Genomic DNA, 15,839 nt, shown 5'->3' with positions numbered 1-15,839 from the left:
CGACAGAAGTGAAAATCCTTTTTTCAGTCCCAAGCGCAGCGAAGGGCAAAAAGATTGTAACAATGGCGGGACTTGCTTTAATTGAAATACTGCCTGTGCTTTTCTAGTAAAAGGAAAATACATTTTATGCCTAAAAGCAATAACTCTTGGGCTTAATTTGACAATTAAACAATCAATTTTTGTAACCTAGATTAGCCTTATTTTCGCTAAATTAGCAGCCTTACAAAAAAGAATAAATGTCTGATATTATACAACTTTTACCCGATAGTGTTGCCAATCAAATTGCAGCCGGAGAGGTGGTGCAAAGACCTGCATCAGCGGTAAAAGAATTACTAGAGAATGCAATAGACGCAGGTGCGGATAAGATACAATTGATTGTTAAAGATGCTGGAAAAGCATTGATACAAGTTATAGATAACGGTTGCGGTATGACCATAACCGATGCAAGAATGTGTTTCGAACGGCACGCAACTTCTAAAGTTCGCAAGGCTGAAGATTTATTTACCATCCGCACCATGGGTTTTAGGGGAGAGGCGATGGCTTCAATTGCCGCTATTTCTCAGGTAGAAATGAAAACCAAACGCCATGAGGATGAGGTTGGTACACTGATAGAAATTGAAGGTGCAACTTTTATAAAACAAGAACCTGTTGGAACACCTAACGGGACTAGCATTTGCATAAAAAACCTTTTTTATAATACACCAGCTAGAAGAAATTTTTTGAAAAGCAATCCTGCCGAGATGCGTCATATTATAGACGAATTTCAAAGAGTTGCTTTGGCAAAACCACACATCGCTTTTAGCTTACACCACGATGGATTAGAAGTTTATCGTTTGCCATCATCAGCAATGAAACAACGCATTGTTCATTTATTTGGCAATAATTATAATGAGAGGCTGATTCCAGTAGAGGAAGAAACAACTATCATCAATTTAAAAGGATTTATAGGCAAGCCGGAGTTTGCTAAAAAAACCAGAGGCGAGCAATTCTTTTTTGTAAACGATAGGTTCATCAAAGATGCTTATTTAAATCATGCAGTTAATAAAGCTTATCAAGAATTATTGCCTGATGATAATTTTCCATTGTATGTTTTGTTCATCGACATCGACCCTTCAAAAATCGATGTAAATGTTCATCCAACTAAAACGGAGATTAAATATTTAGATGAAAAGTCTATTTATGCAATTATCCATTCGGCTGTTAAAAGGTCTTTAGGCAGATTTAATATTAGTCCGACTATAGATTTTAATCAGGAAACTGGTTTTAGCAATATGATTAGTCAAATGGCGCCAGAAGATATAGTGCCACCAAGTATTGCTTTTAACCCAGATTTTAATCCTTTTGGCGCTACAAAAACCACCACAAAAGAAATTCCGTTTCTAAGAAATGAGAGTAGGGGCAGCAGTATGGCGCCGAGTAAAAATTGGGGTTCTTTGTATGAGGTTACTAATCACCATGTGCCAGAGCAAGCATCAATTGATTTGGGGGAACCAAAAGACCTGCAATTTGAACCAGTGCAAAAGCAATTTATGCAGATACATAATCGTTATATTGTTTCTCAGATTAAATCTGGTGTAATGATTATAGACCAACAAGCTGCTCACGAAAGAATTTTGTACGAAAGATTTTTGCTGCATTTAGAAGATAGAAAGGGTGCATCACAACAAAGTCTTTTCCCACAAACGGTAACGCTTAGTCCGAACGATTATGAGTTGGCAAAAAGCTTGTTAGATGATATTAAAAGTTTAGGTTTTGAAGTAAGGGAGTTTGGTAAAAATACATTGGTTATTGAAGGTATTCCTGTAGATTTAGGAAGTACAAATATTAACGAAACACAATTATTTGAACATTTAATTGAGGGTTTTAAAAACTCGCAACAAGATTTAAAATTAGATAAACGAGATGCTTTAGCCAGAAGTATGGCAAAAAACAGTGCCATTAAGGGAGGAACAAGTTTGGGTCAGCAGGAAATGAATACCCTGATTGAAGAACTTTTTGCTTGTAAAACACCTAATTTTAGCATTAGTGGTAAACCAGTGGTACAAACCATCCCATTGACAGAAATCGCTCAAAAATTTGATAAATAAGGAAAGCTATAATCTTTTAAACGATAGCAAACTAAAACCCATGAAATCACTTTAATAGGTGTAATCATAACAATATGAATAATATAAATATACCACCAGTTGTAAAGAATTTAATCATTATTAATATAATATTTTATGCTGCAACTTGGGTGTTTAAAGCACAAGGACTTGATTTAGCTGATTTATTGGGAGCGCATTATTTTGATTCTCCAAAATTTCAAGTTTGGCAACCAATTACATATATGTTTATGCACTCTGATAAGGACATAATGCATATCATATTTAATATGTTTGGTCTCTATATGTTCGGAAGTATTTTAGAAAATCATTATGGAGCAAAGAGATTCATTAACTTTTATTTAATAACAGGACTGGGGGCAATATTTTTACAGTGGGTGGTACAAGCATTTGAATTATATCAGATTACTGGTTCAATTGTAGATAATGGAAGAATGCAACTAGATTTACTTGCAAAGGGTCAATATAATCCAGAAGTATTTTCTAACGCTCAAGCATCTAACATTAGTTCTGTGTACTTTGGGACAATGGTAGGTGCTTCTGGGGCAGTATTTGGTGTAATGACAGCCTTTGCGGTTCTTTATCCTAACTTGGAACTGATGTTGATGTTTATTCCATTCCCAGTAAAAGCTAAATATTTTATTCCTGGATATATTGTGCTAGAATTATACTTAGGAGTTAGTCGCATTGAAGGCGATACTGTAGCGCATTTTGCTCACCTCGGTGGTGCATTAATTGGTTATATTTTAGTCAAACTTTGGAAAAATAAAAATACCTACTACGATTACTATGACTAATAACATTTGGAACGATTTAAAGCTTAAATTTTTTAAGTCTGGCAATCCAGTTATGCTTTATATTGGTATTAACGCTGCAATTTTTGTGGTTGTTTCTTTGTTGTCTGTTATATTTTATTTTTTAGGTCAAGAAAGAGTTATATACGATTTTGTTAAAAGTTATTTGGCATTTCCATCTGCCTCAAACCTATGGCTAACTCGTTTTTATACAGTCTTAACCTATCAATTTTTCCACGCCGACTTTTTCCACATCCTTTTCAATTTGTTATGGTTGTACTGGATGGGGCAAATATTTTTAGATTTTGTAAAGCCTCGTCAATTCCACTTTGTGTATTTAGGAGGAGGGATTCTTGGGGCTATATTTTTTGCCTTAATATTTAATTTGGTGCCAGTTTATCAGCCTTCGGTTGGCGAAGCTACACTCAAAGGCTCATCGGCAGCTGTAATGGCAGTTTTCACGGCTGCGGCAACATTGGTCCCTAATTATAGCTTGCGTTTGATGTTTTTTGGGGAAGTGAAAATCAAATACCTTTTATTTGTTTATATATTCTTAGACTTCATAGGAGTAAAAGAAGCAAATGCAGGAGGAAGTTTAGCCCATTTAGGTGGTGCTTTATTTGGTTTTACTTATGTTAAACTATTACAAAGTGGAACAGATTTAAGTGCCATTTTTAAGAAAAAGCCAAAATTGAGAGTGGTTAAAAACGATGCACCTAAAAAATCTCAAAGTATGGTGAATCAAAAGGAAGTTGATGCGATTTTAGATAAAATATCTAAAACAGGTTACGATAAATTAACTAAAGAAGAAAAAGATACCTTATTTAAGGCAAGTAAGAATTAATGAAAAAAAGCAAAATAACTTTTTTCGATAAATTGATGATTTTTATAGCCATTGTCCTAGCTATAGGCTTAATCTGTGGTATTCTTGCTGGTAAAAGCGATCCCCGTGAGCATATTTATTTAGCTTTTGCAGGCTTGGCGTATCCATTTTTTCTAGTTGCCAATGCCATTTTGTTATTATGGTGGTTTTTGCGTAAAAAATGGCTTTTAGCATTTTTAACTATCGTGATTATTTGCTCTGGTTGGCATACCTTAATTGCTACTTTCGGTTTATTTGGTAATTCAGGAAAAGATAAAAAAGCTGAAGATGAATTACTGCGAATGATGACCTATAATGTTCATGCTTTTAAGCCCTATGGTGATGAATTAAATGAGACGGTTAAGGAAAATATGTTTGATGTTATAGAAACTCAAAATCCTGATGTGATCTGCATTCAGGAATTCTATACGCAGTATAAAGGACTTTATAATACTGTCGATAGCCTAAAGGAAATATTAAACACCAAGTATTATTATTTTCAACCTACTATGAAAAGCCAGTCTGAGGCATTTGGCTTGGCTATTTTCTCAAAATACCCTATAAAAGACAGGGGTAAGATTGTATTTGAAGAAGGGGCGGGAAATGAATGTATTTATCTGGATTTGGAGGTTAAGGGAAGTCCTTTAAGAATTTATAATGTTCATTTGCAATCTATTTCTTTTAAAGGTCAAGATTATGACTATTTGGATAAAGTTAAGGAAATGGACCCTGAGGTAGGCTCCTCTAAACGCATTGCTAGTATGTTAAAAAGAGCATTTACAAAAAGAAGTGCACAGGTAGATTTAATGAAAGCCCACATGAGAACTTGTGAAATTCCTTATATAGTTGCAGGAGATTTCAATGATACCCCAGCGTCTTATGCCGTTACTAAAATGACAGACTCTTTAAACAATGCTTTCATTAAAAAAGGAAGAGGATTTGGGAGGACCTATAATGGCAAATTCCCTAATTTTCAAATCGATTATATTGCGACAACAAAAGATATAGAGGTAACTAATTATCATATCATAGAAGCGAAACTGTCAGACCACTTTCCAGTACGTAGCGATTTACATCTTAAAACAAAACCTTAAGTGGCTTTCTCATCACAAAGCAATTAAGCTTTTTATTTACATTTGCACAATGAAACAAAACCTACAATTATACAATACTATTTCACGAAAAAAAGAAATTTTTGAGCCTTTAAATGCGCCTCACGTAGGTATGTACGTGTGTGGTCCAACGGTTTACAGTGATGTACATTTGGGTAATTGCCGTACTTTTATTTCATTTGATTTAATCTTTAGGTACCTAAAATATAGCGGCTATAAAGTTCGCTATGTAAGAAACATTACTGATGCTGGCCATTTAGAGGGAGATAGGGATGAAGGGGATGATAAATTTGCAAAAAGAGCAAAATTGGAGCAGTTAGAGCCCATGGAAATAGTGCAGAAGTATACTTTGGGTTTCCGCGAAGTAATGGGAATGTTTAACACTTTGCCGCCAAGCATCGAGCCAACTGCAACTGGACATATCATTGAGCAAATTGAAATGATTAAAACTATTATGGCCAATGGTTATGCTTATGAAGTTGATGGTACAATTTACTTCGATGTAGAAAAATATAGTAAAAAATATAACTATACCATTTTAACCAACCGTAATCTGGAAGATATGTTGGCCAATACCAGAGAGTTGGGAGGTCAAGATGATAAACGTGGCAGATTGGATTTTGCATTATGGATTAAGGCGAAGCCAGAAACTTTAATGCAATGGGTTTCACCTTGGGGTATGGGTTTCCCTGGTTGGCATATCGAATGTTCTGCAATGAGCGCTAAGTATTTAGGGCAAGAATTTGATATTCATGGAGGAGGAATGGATTTAGCGGCAACGCACCATACCAATGAGATTGCGCAATCTGAAGCTTGCAGTCACCATCAACCTGCTAAATATTGGATGCATACCAATATGTTAACAGTTAACGGCACACGTATGTCAAAATCGGCTGGAAATGGGTTCTTACCAGGTGAGTTGTTTACAGGAAATCATCCGCTGTTGCGTAAAGGATATAGCCCGATGACAGTTAAATTTTTTATGTTACAGGCTCATTATCGCAGTACATTAGATTTTTCTAACGATGCTTTAGATGCTTCTGAAAAAGGTTTTAGAAGGTTGATGAATGCCCTAAGTTTATTACCGAAGTTAGTGTCAAGTGAACAAGGTGATGTAGAAATTGACCCGATTCATATCAATTGCGAAAATGCAATGAATGATGATTTCAACAGTCCTGTTGTTATTGCCGAACTTTTTGAGGCGGCTCGTATCATCAACACTGTTTATGACGGTTCAACTAAAATTACTTCAACAGAGTTGGATAAATTAAAAACCTTAATGAATGATTTTGTGGTTGATGTATTCGGTTTAAAAGACGAAGATACAAGCAATGCAGAATTGAATGATGTTTTAGATATGGTTATCGCCCTGCGAAAAGAAGCTAAAGAAAATAAAGATTATACTACTTCAGACTTAATTAGAGTTGGATTGCAAAATATTGGCATTCAATTAAAAGATAGTAAGGAAGGTACAACTTGGAGTAAATCTTAGTAAGATGAATAAAATTTTTATAATCCCCCTAATTGTATTGTGCAGCTTTATTGCTTGTACAAATGATAAAAAGACGAGTGAAGAAACACTAGTTGTTAAATTATCTTCGCCAGAATTTAATGCAGATAGTGCATTTGCCTATACAAAAGCTCAAGTAGATTTCGGACCAAGAATCCCATCGACCGAAGCACATACTAATTGTTTAAGCTATTTGGTTAAAAAGTTCAAATCTTTTGGAGGAGAAGTTTTTGTACAACAAGGAGCAGCTAAAACTTATGATAGTAAAAATCATCAATTAAAGAACATTATTGCTGCTTTTAGCCCAGAGAAAACACAACGAGTTTTAATTACTGCCCATTGGGATGCTCGCCCATTTTCTGATCAAGATGCGGACCCTAAAATGAAAGATAGACCTTTCGACGCAGCTAATGACGGCGCAAGTGGTGTTGCCATTATGTTGGAAATGGCTCGTCAAATTCAACAGAAACAACCAAATGTTGGTGTAGACTTTATTTTATGGGACATAGAAGATTATGGTAGCTCTAATGATGAATCTACAGATGATACTACATGGTGCATAGGTTCTCAATATTGGGCTAAAAACCCACCAGTAAAAGGGTATAAGCCCATGTATGCCATTAACTTAGATATGGTGGGTGGTAGTAATGCACAATTTACACAAGATGAGGTTTCTAGAAAGTATGCACCAGAAATAGTTCAAAAGGTTTGGAGCATTGGCAATGAAATTGGGTATTCTGCTTATTTTGTCAGTGATATTTCGCCTAGCTTAATCGACGATCACTATTGGGTAAATAAAGCTGGAATACCTTGTATTGATATTATTGATTATTCTGCTAATGGTGTTTTTTATAAAAATTGGCATACTCAGTTGGATAACTTAAATAATATCGATAGAAATACTTTAAAAGCTGTTGGTCAAACTGTGCTTGAGGTTATCTTTAGAGAAAAACCTGCAGCCTAATGTTTAATTGTTAATTTCTTTTTAGCTGATATAATCTTTCAAATCATATATTCGCAACACCATTTTTATTTTAAACGATGAAGAAAATAATTTACTCCCTTTTAATAGCAGCGATTAGTGTAAGCGCTTATGCACAAAAAGCAGATGGTACAACAAAATCATTAGTAAATGCAGAAAAAGCATTTGCAGAAGATGCTGCTAAAGACGGAGCCAATGCGGCTTTTACAAAGTATGCCGCCAACGATGCTTTAGTTTTTAGACCAAATCCCGTTAATGCTAAAAAGTTTTACGGCACTGCTCCAGATATGAAAAACTTAAGCTGGACAGCTAATTATGCTCGAGTTTCTAGAAGTGGAGATTTAGGATTTACGATTGGAAGCTATGTAGTTGACGGAGAGAAAAAATCTTACGGACACTATCTTTCTGTTTGGAGAGTGAATAATGGCAAATGGGAATTCATTTTAGATTTAGGAGCAGAGACCAATAAACCATTAAAAAAGGCTACTCAAACTTATATTGAACCTAAAGATCATGTTTCGCCGAAATTTGCAAATGATAAAGAGTTAAAGGCTAGTAAGGAAATCATTAACTCAACGGAAAAAACTTTAAATGCAACTTTGAAATCTTACGGACCAAGCGCCTTTGCTGGTTTCTTGAACAAGGATGCTCAATTGTTTTTCCCAGGAACAGAGGTGTTAATCGGTAAAGAAAACATTCAAGCGTTTAACAACAGAATGATTGAAAAAATCAATTTAAAAACAACTTCATTTGATAAAGCGTTAGGTGCTGATATTGGTTACACTTATGGTGTAGCAACAATTGATTATAAAACTGATTTACGTGAAACTTTTCACTATATTTATATCTGGGAACGCCAAACTGATGGAAACTGGAACATCATGTCTCAAATTTATACCTTGGCAGAACGCTAACCATCCCTGATAGCTATCGGGAACAACCAAATATAAACCTTAGGATTTCGGCATTGCCGAAATCCTTTTTTTGTTTAGAAATAGTCATTGCGAGAGTCGGTTTTTCACCGCTCGAAGCAATCTGCTCTGGAGGTGGCATTAGTTTTCCCTTCGCTCTTAGCAGATTGCTTCTTCGTTTTACTCCTCTCAATAACAACTTAAACTTTGGCGTTATTATTGATTACAAATCAACCATGAAAAAACTCCTACTTTTAACCTTATTTCTTTCTTTGTTTTTAACAACTTGGGCACAAAAGAAATTCGATGTTCAAGGACACCGAGGCGCTCGAGGTATTATGCCAGAAAATACTATCGCAGGAATGATTAAAGCCATAGATTTAGGAGCCACTACCATAGAAATGGATATTGTAATTTCTAAAGATAAACAAGCTGTGGTCTCACAAGAACCCTATTTTAATCACGAATATAGTTTAACGCCAGCAGGAAAGCCAATTTCGTTAAAAGACGAAAAGAAATACAATATCTTTAAAATGGATTATGAAGAAGTGAAGAAGTTTGATGTTGGTAGCAAAGTTCACCCTCGCTTTTTAGGACAACAGAAGTTTAAAGCTCATAAGCCATTATTAGGAGAGTTAATAGACTCGGTAGAAGCTTATGTGAAACTGCACAAATTGACAAAGCCCGACTATAATATCGAAACCAAACTAATTCGTAAAGGTGATGGGGAGTTTCAACCTAGTCCAGAAGAATATGTAGAAATTATAATGGAAATAGTAAAAAAGAAAAAACTTGAAAAACGTGTGATTATTCAATCTTTTGATATCAGAACTTTGCAATATCTACATCAAAAATATCCTAAAATGAAAACTTCTTTAGGGATTGATGAAAAGGAAGATTTTGAAAATAACATAGCAGATTTAGGCTTTACACCGACAATTTATAGCCCATATTCGGTTTTGGTTGGGAAAAACCTAGTTGATAAATGCCACAAAGCTGGTGTAAAAATTATCCCGTGGACAGTAAACTCTGTAAAGGATATCGAATACATGATGAACCTAGGTGTTGATGGAATTATAACGGATTACCCAAACTTAATGGGGCAAATTAATAAGGGTAATTGATAAAATCAATTACCCTTGGTAAGCATAAATCATATACTGATTAGCATTTTGCTTATCAGAAATACGTTTCAAGTGTTCTTGAATTTGACTATGCTCATTTTGGCTTGCCGTAGCTAATGCAGCCTTTTTATACTGTTCTTTTGCGTCAACAAAATTTTGTTCTTCTTCCGCAAATAAACCCAAGCTTTCGTAAATATTTGCTTTACAAACCCCTGGTACAGTTAATGCTTTACTAGCAATTTGATGAACCATCTTTTTCATTTTAAGTGTTATTACCAACTTTAAGTAGTGTTCGTAAACATCAGGAAACGCAGGGTCTAAGTCAGCGCAATTTTTATAATAGTAGCCTGCAGTTTGATAATCTTTAAATTGGTAATGATAACAACAACCTAATTGATAATGCGCTCTTGCATAATCAGTATCGCTGTTAATTATTTCCTTAAATAGGTGAAGTGCTTTTGGCAATTCACCATAGTGTAATTCTTCTATTGCCTGTAAATATTTTTCTTCTACAGTGTATAATATGTCCATAAGGATATGTTTTTTGTTAGGCAATAAGGCCAACAATAATTGTGTAATAATAAAATTGATTTGTTTTTAACCTTTAAAGCTATTAGCTAAAGGCAAATTGCAGGGGAAGGAAACTAAAGTTCATACCCGAGCCTATTAGCCAACTAGACTGGCTAAAGCTATTTTTTTGGATATGTTGATTCAGTTTCATTGCTTTATTTTTTTACAAATGTAGATAAAAAAATAAAATATGAAGTTTTATTTTTTGAAAGAGGGACAATTGAATTATAATAACAACTAATAATTTGTATTAGATTTTCTTTGCTAATAAGGTTAAACCTGGTTCTTTAATGGTTAATGAGCTTACTTTCTCCTTGTCAAATTGGAAGGTAATCTCAACAGACGGAGCTCCATTATATGTAAATTTATTTTCACTTGTTTTTAATAACGTACCTCCAAACTTTCCAATTACACCAATTGACACTAACTTTCTCATGTTAAGTCTAATTGTAAAACCATCGGTAGGGCCTTCGCCATATTTATAATCACCTAAATATTGCTCTTTGTCAGACTCGGCAATTACATCATACTTTATGCCATCTGCATCTCCAAGTTTCAGTAAATAATCAAGTAATTTATTAGCTTCTGTAGCGCTCCCAGTTTTAGCCTCAATTCCATTTTTAACATGTTGCATTAAGCTTATGCCATGAGGGCCTAAGGTTCTTTGTAAGCCTGGTACAAATTCAATCATTGTTCTTACGGTGTCAAAAGAACCCAAAGTAGCAAAGGTAAAAATGTCTGGCCTAGCACCTTTTGAAAGTAAAAAATCTATGATATCCTTTCTTCCGACATGGGATGCGGCACCAATTGCTGATTCCCAATCTCCGAAACCCCAATCCCAAGTTGCCCTAGCAAGCTCTGGACGAGCATTTACCAATACCTTTAATTTTTCTAAATCAAAATGAGAAAGTCCAACTACTTCTGAAACTACAGATTCAGCTATGGCTGGATATCGCTTGTTGTCTATTAACGTATGGTTTAGGTTTACGATTTCCTTTGAATATAAAATATGAGGAATGGAAGCGAATAATGCTCCAAAAACAGTGCTTTTGACTGCTAATCTTCTTGAAATAGAATTATCCATAAATTACAATTAATTAAATATAGTGATAAGTTCTATCTAATTTACTTAACTAAAAGCTTACAATTTTATCAAAGATGCAAAAACACCATCAATTACTTTTGACATTCGAGCAATATCTAAGGTTTCCATTGTATCGGTAGGCTTGTGGTAGTTTTTATTTCTAAAAAAAGAAGTATCGGTGAGCATTAATGCACTAAAGCCAAAATTCCAATAGTTTAAATGGTCTGAAAAATCAATTCCTGGCAATGCTGGCGGACCAGCAAACTTTTTTGTCCTTATCGTTTTGGCCGACTTAAATGTTCTACAAAATTTTCTAGTGAATTGCCCAGCACCAAATTTTTTAATTAAGGTGATGTAATTTCCTTTATTGCCATAAATTAATGAAAGCAAACCAAGTGGATAGCTTTGCGATTTCTTCTCATCCTTAAAGTAACCAATCATTTCTAAGGAAATCATTCCGTAAACCTCTGTTTTGTTATCTATTAATGATTTGGCATGAACATAACTACCCATAAATTCTGTTCTGAAAAATGGTGGTTCTTCTAATGAAAAGGCCACTAAATCTATCCGTTGGTTTAGCTTTTGGCCTTTTAACATTCTAGCCAATTCTAATAAACCAACTACGCCACTTGCATTGTCATCTGCACCTTCTTGGTCGCCGCAACTATCATAATGTGCACCAACAATAATTCTTTTTTTATTGGCAGTGCCAAAAGAGCAAATCACATTTTTATAGGTCTGTCCGTTTACTTCATATTCTTGAAAATAAACACTGTCTGCATATTTCTCAAAAACACTTTTAATGTAGTTGGCAGTTTGGTTGAGCTGGTCTACGTTTTGATAAGTGCGAAACTTAGGTGTTTTGGTAAGGACTGTTAGATGAGATTTGATGAGTGTCGTATCTGAGTTGTTGGATGCAAAACAGAAATTGCTCAGTAAGAGAAGAATGATGATTGATATGAGTCTTAATTGATTCATCCTATGTAATTTTTGAATTATTCCTTACACACTATAATTTTTTTAATATGGTAAAACTTTTCTCCATATTCTAACTGAATTTCACCGTCAAATTGTCTTCCCAAATCTTTCATAATAACGGTCCTCTTAGTCAATGTCTTTTTTTCGATATTCGTTAATTCTATATTCCTATCTCTTAAATTAGAGAATTTATAGTAGACTGAAATATAACCACCATGGTGCGCTAATTCTATCTTTTCAAAGTTATTTGAAATTCTTTTTAAAGTGTCATTCTGAATTAACTCATGATGATTAATGGCTCGTCCTTTTGTTTTTATTAGTTGCTCTTGTATCAAATTAGCTAGAACTAATACATCTTTATTGTTATCAGCAATTGGATTTGTAGCAGATACTTCTGATTTGATTCCGCAACCGAATATAAAAATTGTTAGTGCGATTAGAATGACTTTCCTTATTAAAGGACCTTTCATATTATAATTTGAATTTTCTATTTGCCAAGCAATGTTTACTAACTTTTGTATTTTCCAAGCCTTTCAAATTATTTATAAATGGAATATAAACCGTATAATTCCTATGCATTTAGTTCTTAATTCGTAGCACAACCCTTACTTCTCTAAACCTGATAGTAATGGAAAGCCCACATCCCGATTTTACATCGGGAGAGGACTTGTAATGAATGAGCAGGACTAACAATAATTGGAATGCTGTCTTTGCTTTTCGAATTCTTAAAAATTTTAACTAAAGCTCTTCGACAAGCTCAGAGTGACAACATTATTAGAAGACAAAACTAATTAAAACAAATCCTTAATGATTTTTTCTATTGACAAACCTTCGGCCTCTGCTCTGTAATTACGAACAATTCTATGGCGTAAAATGGGCTCTGCAACTGCTTGTACATCTTCAATATCTGGCGCATATTTCCCTGAAATAGCTGCGTGACATTTAGCACCTAATACCAAAAACTGAGAAGCTCTTGGTCCAGCGCCCCAAGAAACATAATTGTTAATTGCTTCTGATGCAAGTTCGGTATTTGGACGAGTTTTGGCAGCTAACTTAACAGCGTATTCTAGTACATTATCAGTAACAGGAATATTTCTGATTAGCTTTTGGAAATATTGAATTTCATCAGCACTGATGATTTTCTCTAATTTAACTTCCCTATTGCTCGTTGTGTTTTTCACAATGGTTAACTCATCAGCAAATGCTGGATAATCTAACTTAATGTTAAACATGAAACGGTCTAATTGCGCTTCGGGAAGTGGATAAGTACCTTCTTGCTCAATTGGATTTTGTGTAGCCAATACAAAGAAAGGTTGAGGTAATTTATGTGTGTGACCAGCCGCTGTAACCGCTTTCTCTTGCATGGCTTCTAATAAAGCTGCCTGTGTTTTTGGAGGTGTACGGTTAATCTCATCGGCCAAAATAATGTTAGAAAAGATTGGACCTTTTATAAATTTAAAATGACGGTCTTCACCTAAAATCTCAGCACCAATTATATCGCTTGGCATTAAATCTGGCGTAAACTGAATTCTGTTAAAATTGAGGTCTAAAACGCTAGCAACAGTTTGAACCAACAAGGTTTTTGCCAAGCCAGGTACGCCAACTAATAAACAGTGCCCGTTGCTAAAAATAGCAATGAGCACAGCTTTTATTATTTCATCCTGACCAATTACAACTTTGCCTATTTCGGCTTTTATTTTGTTGAAGGATTGGTTCAGCGCATCTACGGCTTCTACCTCGTTTTTAAACTGCATTTATTGTTTCTTGTCTGTTTTAACCCAAAGTTTCATTTCATCACAAGTAGCAAACTCGTCATCGACCCTAATATAGGTAGTTTCTTTGCGTTTTTCAAACCACTCGCTCATGATCTTAGCTTCTTTTTCTTTTTGAGCTCTTTCCTTAAACTTTGGGTAATCTTGATCTAAGTTTCCTTTGTGAGGTGGGATCTTAGATTTCAACAAGAAAATTTTATAACCTTCCTTTCCATCTTGTGCATTGTTAAAGGCTACGGGCTTAGATATAGACCCAACTTTCATTGTATCTACAACCACGAATATAGTAGGATCTAATTTTTCTACGGGAATAAATGTTGTTCTAGCTGTTACATTATCTGCATATAACATCATACCTCCATTGTATTGTGTTTCTTTGTTGTCTGAGTATAAAGATGCAGCAGCTGAAAACGGTATCTTTTTAGCTACAATGTCTTTATAGATGCTATCTGCCTTTAATTTAACACGCTCTAAACTTGCTAAGGTTGTAACAGGCTTAATTAAGATATGTCTTACATGGGCTTGTTCACCTCTGCGCTCTATCACTTGCACAATGTGATAACCAAATTCGGTTTCAAATACTGGTGACATTTCTCCGGCTTTTAATTTAAATGCCCAAGCAGTAAATTCTTTTACCATTGTAGTCCTGTCGATAAACCCATAATCACCACCTTCAGATGCTGAACCTGGATCTTCAGAATAAGTTTTAGCTAAGAAACCAAAATCTTCTCCACTTTTAATACGTAATCTAATGGCATCAAGTTTATCGTAATATTTTTGCTTTTCGGCTTTTGTTAATTTTGGATATAAAGAAATCTCACCAATTTCTAGTTCTGTACCAATATCTGGCAAGCTATCTTTTTTGTATCCTTCAAAGTATTGTTTAACCTCTAATGGTGTAACCGTAGCATTTTCGGTTATTTTTTGTTGCATTTTCTCTGCAATAAGACCTTCTTTAATGTCAGGTCTCATTTCGTCTTTATACTGTAGTACAGACTTTTGCAAAAATTGCTCTAATTTTTCTTGTCCACCCATGCGTTGTATTTGGTAACGCATACGTTTATCTAAGGCATCATCAACTTGAGTGTCTTCAACCATGATCGAGTCAATCTCTGCTTGTTGTTTCAATAATTTTTGAACCAACATTTGCTGCAAGAAATAACATTTAGCTTTTTCATCTGCCGGATTACCTTGATTAAGGTAAATGGCGTACTGCTGATTTAAATCTGATAATAGAATAATATTACTTCCAACTACGGCAACAACTTTATCTATATTCGTTTTTTGTGCATTTACATTTAAAAACAGACACATTAAACCGCCTGCTATTAATAAAAATTTCTTCATTCTATTTTTGTTCAATTGTATTTCTATTGCAAAGTTAATATTTCAAATTACAAAGCTTTTAAGGCTTGGCTAGCTTTTTAATTTCGTCTTCGTTTACCTTAACATTATATTTTGTCCTTAAGGTTTTTATCCACTCGTTTTCTAGATGCTGCTGATAATCTGCAATCACTTGTCCACGTACTTCGTCAAAAGTTTTGCCTGTATAAAGCGAGGCATTTTTGTTGTAGAAGTCTAAAATTTGAGTGTCGTTGTCTTGTACCTTGCTCCAAATCTTTTTTTCAGATACGTTAAACATCAAAACCCCTTCTCTGTACTCATTCATGATAAAGTTGTACTCAATATTTTTAGGAGAAGTCTTTTTTTGTGATTTTAAGGCGCTTTCGTAACCATTAATTTCTTTTTTGTAAGCAGTATCTGCATCTAAATTCATTGCTTTTGCATCAACTACCTTTAACTTGAAGTTAATGTAAAGGTTTAGGTATGCGTTTAATTCTTGATAAGAAGCATTCGCTACACCCGCATGGTTTTTTTTATATACCCACATAAATTCCTTCGTACTTATGGATTTCCCATTAACAGAAGCAACATTTTGCGCAAATGTAACGTGGATAAAAAAACATGAAATAAAAATGCAACAGACTTTTCTCACAAAAGACAACAGCTATATAATTTTAATGGATAAAAGTAA

At 34.5% G+C, this 15,839-nt stretch carries 15 protein-coding genes; 8 read left to right on the top strand and 7 right to left on the bottom strand.

All coding sequences use genetic code 11. The features are described from left to right. Nucleotides 1-236: 236 nt before the first annotated feature. The 8 genes from mutL (at nt 237) to R2Q59_RS11385 (ending at nt 9,400) form a co-directional block, all read left to right on the top strand. A complete protein-coding gene (gene mutL, locus R2Q59_RS11420) occupies nt 237-2,087 on the top strand; it encodes a DNA mismatch repair endonuclease MutL (protein ID WP_316785597.1) in 1,851 nt (616 codons plus the stop codon). A gap of 74 nt (nt 2,088-2,161) precedes the next feature. Further along, a complete protein-coding gene (locus tag R2Q59_RS11415) occupies nt 2,162-2,902 on the top strand; it encodes a rhomboid family intramembrane serine protease (RefSeq protein ID WP_316768982.1) in 741 nt (246 codons plus the stop codon). Continuing rightward, on the top strand, nt 2,895-3,743 hold the full coding sequence (locus tag R2Q59_RS11410) for a rhomboid family intramembrane serine protease (protein WP_316785596.1): 849 nt from the start codon (nt 2,895-2,897) through the stop codon (nt 3,741-3,743). The genes R2Q59_RS11415 and R2Q59_RS11410 overlap by 8 nt, the downstream gene beginning before the upstream one ends. Continuing rightward, nucleotides 3,743-4,855, top strand: coding sequence for an endonuclease/exonuclease/phosphatase family protein (locus tag R2Q59_RS11405; protein WP_316785595.1), 1,113 nt, complete (start codon nt 3,743-3,745; stop codon nt 4,853-4,855). Before R2Q59_RS11410 ends, R2Q59_RS11405 begins: the two co-directional genes overlap by 1 nt. A 49-nt stretch (nt 4,856-4,904) precedes the next feature. Beyond that, nucleotides 4,905-6,365: a cysteine--tRNA ligase gene (gene cysS, locus R2Q59_RS11400; protein ID WP_316785594.1), complete on the top strand. Its 1,461-nt coding sequence runs from the start codon at nt 4,905-4,907 to the stop codon at nt 6,363-6,365. A 4-nt stretch (nt 6,366-6,369) separates the two neighbouring features. Continuing rightward, complete coding sequence (locus R2Q59_RS11395; protein ID WP_316785593.1) at nt 6,370-7,347, top strand: M28 family peptidase; 978 nt, start codon at nt 6,370-6,372, stop codon at nt 7,345-7,347. A 77-nt stretch (nt 7,348-7,424) separates the two neighbouring features. Beyond that, on the top strand, nt 7,425-8,279 hold the full coding sequence (locus R2Q59_RS11390; protein WP_316785592.1) for a DUF4440 domain-containing protein: 855 nt from the start codon (nt 7,425-7,427) through the stop codon (nt 8,277-8,279). Nucleotides 8,280-8,512: 233 nt separating this feature from the next. Continuing rightward, nucleotides 8,513-9,400, top strand: coding sequence for a glycerophosphodiester phosphodiesterase family protein (locus R2Q59_RS11385; protein WP_316768971.1), 888 nt, complete (start codon nt 8,513-8,515; stop codon nt 9,398-9,400). Nucleotides 9,401-9,409: 9 nt separating this feature from the next. On the opposite strand, the gene R2Q59_RS11380 is transcribed toward R2Q59_RS11385, so the two are convergent. From R2Q59_RS11380 to R2Q59_RS11350, 7 genes are all read right to left on the bottom strand, one after another. Then, a complete protein-coding gene (locus tag R2Q59_RS11380; RefSeq protein WP_316785591.1) occupies nt 9,410-9,931 on the bottom strand; it encodes a hypothetical protein in 522 nt (173 codons plus the stop codon). 289 nt (nt 9,932-10,220) lie between these two features. Next, nucleotides 10,221-11,054: a hypothetical protein gene (locus tag R2Q59_RS11375; RefSeq protein WP_316785590.1), complete on the bottom strand. Its 834-nt coding sequence runs from the start codon at nt 11,052-11,054 to the stop codon at nt 10,221-10,223. Between the two features lie 57 nt (nt 11,055-11,111). After that, nucleotides 11,112-12,032, bottom strand: coding sequence for a M28 family peptidase (locus R2Q59_RS11370; protein WP_316785589.1), 921 nt, complete (start codon nt 12,030-12,032; stop codon nt 11,112-11,114). 17 nt (nt 12,033-12,049) lie between these two features. After that, a complete protein-coding gene (locus R2Q59_RS11365) occupies nt 12,050-12,502 on the bottom strand; it encodes a hypothetical protein (protein WP_316785588.1) in 453 nt (150 codons plus the stop codon). Between the two features lie 321 nt (nt 12,503-12,823). After that, the gene (locus R2Q59_RS11360) at nt 12,824-13,786 is read right to left on the bottom strand and encodes a MoxR family ATPase (RefSeq protein ID WP_316785587.1); all 963 of its coding nucleotides are present in this window, start codon (nt 13,784-13,786) and stop codon (nt 12,824-12,826) included. Beyond that, nucleotides 13,787-15,151, bottom strand: a complete 1,365-nt coding sequence (locus R2Q59_RS11355; RefSeq protein ID WP_316768962.1) for a peptidylprolyl isomerase — start codon at nt 15,149-15,151, stop codon at nt 13,787-13,789. A gap of 58 nt (nt 15,152-15,209) precedes the next feature. Next, the gene (locus R2Q59_RS11350) at nt 15,210-15,695 is read right to left on the bottom strand and encodes a hypothetical protein (protein ID WP_316768960.1); all 486 of its coding nucleotides are present in this window, start codon (nt 15,693-15,695) and stop codon (nt 15,210-15,212) included. Between the last annotated feature and the right edge of the window lie 144 nt (nt 15,696-15,839).

Source organism: Pedobacter frigiditerrae, from assembly GCF_032678705.1.
GTDB lineage: Bacteria > Bacteroidota > Bacteroidia > Sphingobacteriales > Sphingobacteriaceae > Pedobacter > Pedobacter frigiditerrae_A.
This window is presented reverse-complemented; position numbering and strand designations above follow the sequence as displayed.

Coding starts and splice junctions, on each gene's coding strand:
- R2Q59_RS11370 (WP_316785589.1), bottom strand. CDS start 12,032: ATGAATCAATTAAGACTCATATCAATCATCATTCTTCTCTTACTGAGC.
- R2Q59_RS11405 (WP_316785595.1), top strand. CDS start 3,743: ATGAAAAAAAGCAAAATAACTTTTTTCGATAAATTGATGATTTTTATA.
- R2Q59_RS11350 (WP_316768960.1), bottom strand. CDS start 15,695: ATGTGGGTATATAAAAAAAACCATGCGGGTGTAGCGAATGCTTCTTAT.
- R2Q59_RS11395 (WP_316785593.1), top strand. CDS start 6,370: ATGAATAAAATTTTTATAATCCCCCTAATTGTATTGTGCAGCTTTATT.
- cysS (WP_316785594.1), top strand. CDS start 4,905: ATGAAACAAAACCTACAATTATACAATACTATTTCACGAAAAAAAGAA.
- R2Q59_RS11390 (WP_316785592.1), top strand. CDS start 7,425: ATGAAGAAAATAATTTACTCCCTTTTAATAGCAGCGATTAGTGTAAGC.
- mutL (WP_316785597.1), top strand. CDS start 237: ATGTCTGATATTATACAACTTTTACCCGATAGTGTTGCCAATCAAATT.
- R2Q59_RS11365 (WP_316785588.1), bottom strand. CDS start 12,502: ATGAAAGGTCCTTTAATAAGGAAAGTCATTCTAATCGCACTAACAATT.
- R2Q59_RS11360 (WP_316785587.1), bottom strand. CDS start 13,786: ATGCAGTTTAAAAACGAGGTAGAAGCCGTAGATGCGCTGAACCAATCC.
- R2Q59_RS11375 (WP_316785590.1), bottom strand. CDS start 11,054: ATGGATAATTCTATTTCAAGAAGATTAGCAGTCAAAAGCACTGTTTTT.
- R2Q59_RS11385 (WP_316768971.1), top strand. CDS start 8,513: ATGAAAAAACTCCTACTTTTAACCTTATTTCTTTCTTTGTTTTTAACA.
- R2Q59_RS11410 (WP_316785596.1), top strand. CDS start 2,895: ATGACTAATAACATTTGGAACGATTTAAAGCTTAAATTTTTTAAGTCT.
- R2Q59_RS11355 (WP_316768962.1), bottom strand. CDS start 15,151: ATGAAGAAATTTTTATTAATAGCAGGCGGTTTAATGTGTCTGTTTTTA.
- R2Q59_RS11415 (WP_316768982.1), top strand. CDS start 2,162: ATGAATAATATAAATATACCACCAGTTGTAAAGAATTTAATCATTATT.
- R2Q59_RS11380 (WP_316785591.1), bottom strand. CDS start 9,931: ATGGACATATTATACACTGTAGAAGAAAAATATTTACAGGCAATAGAA.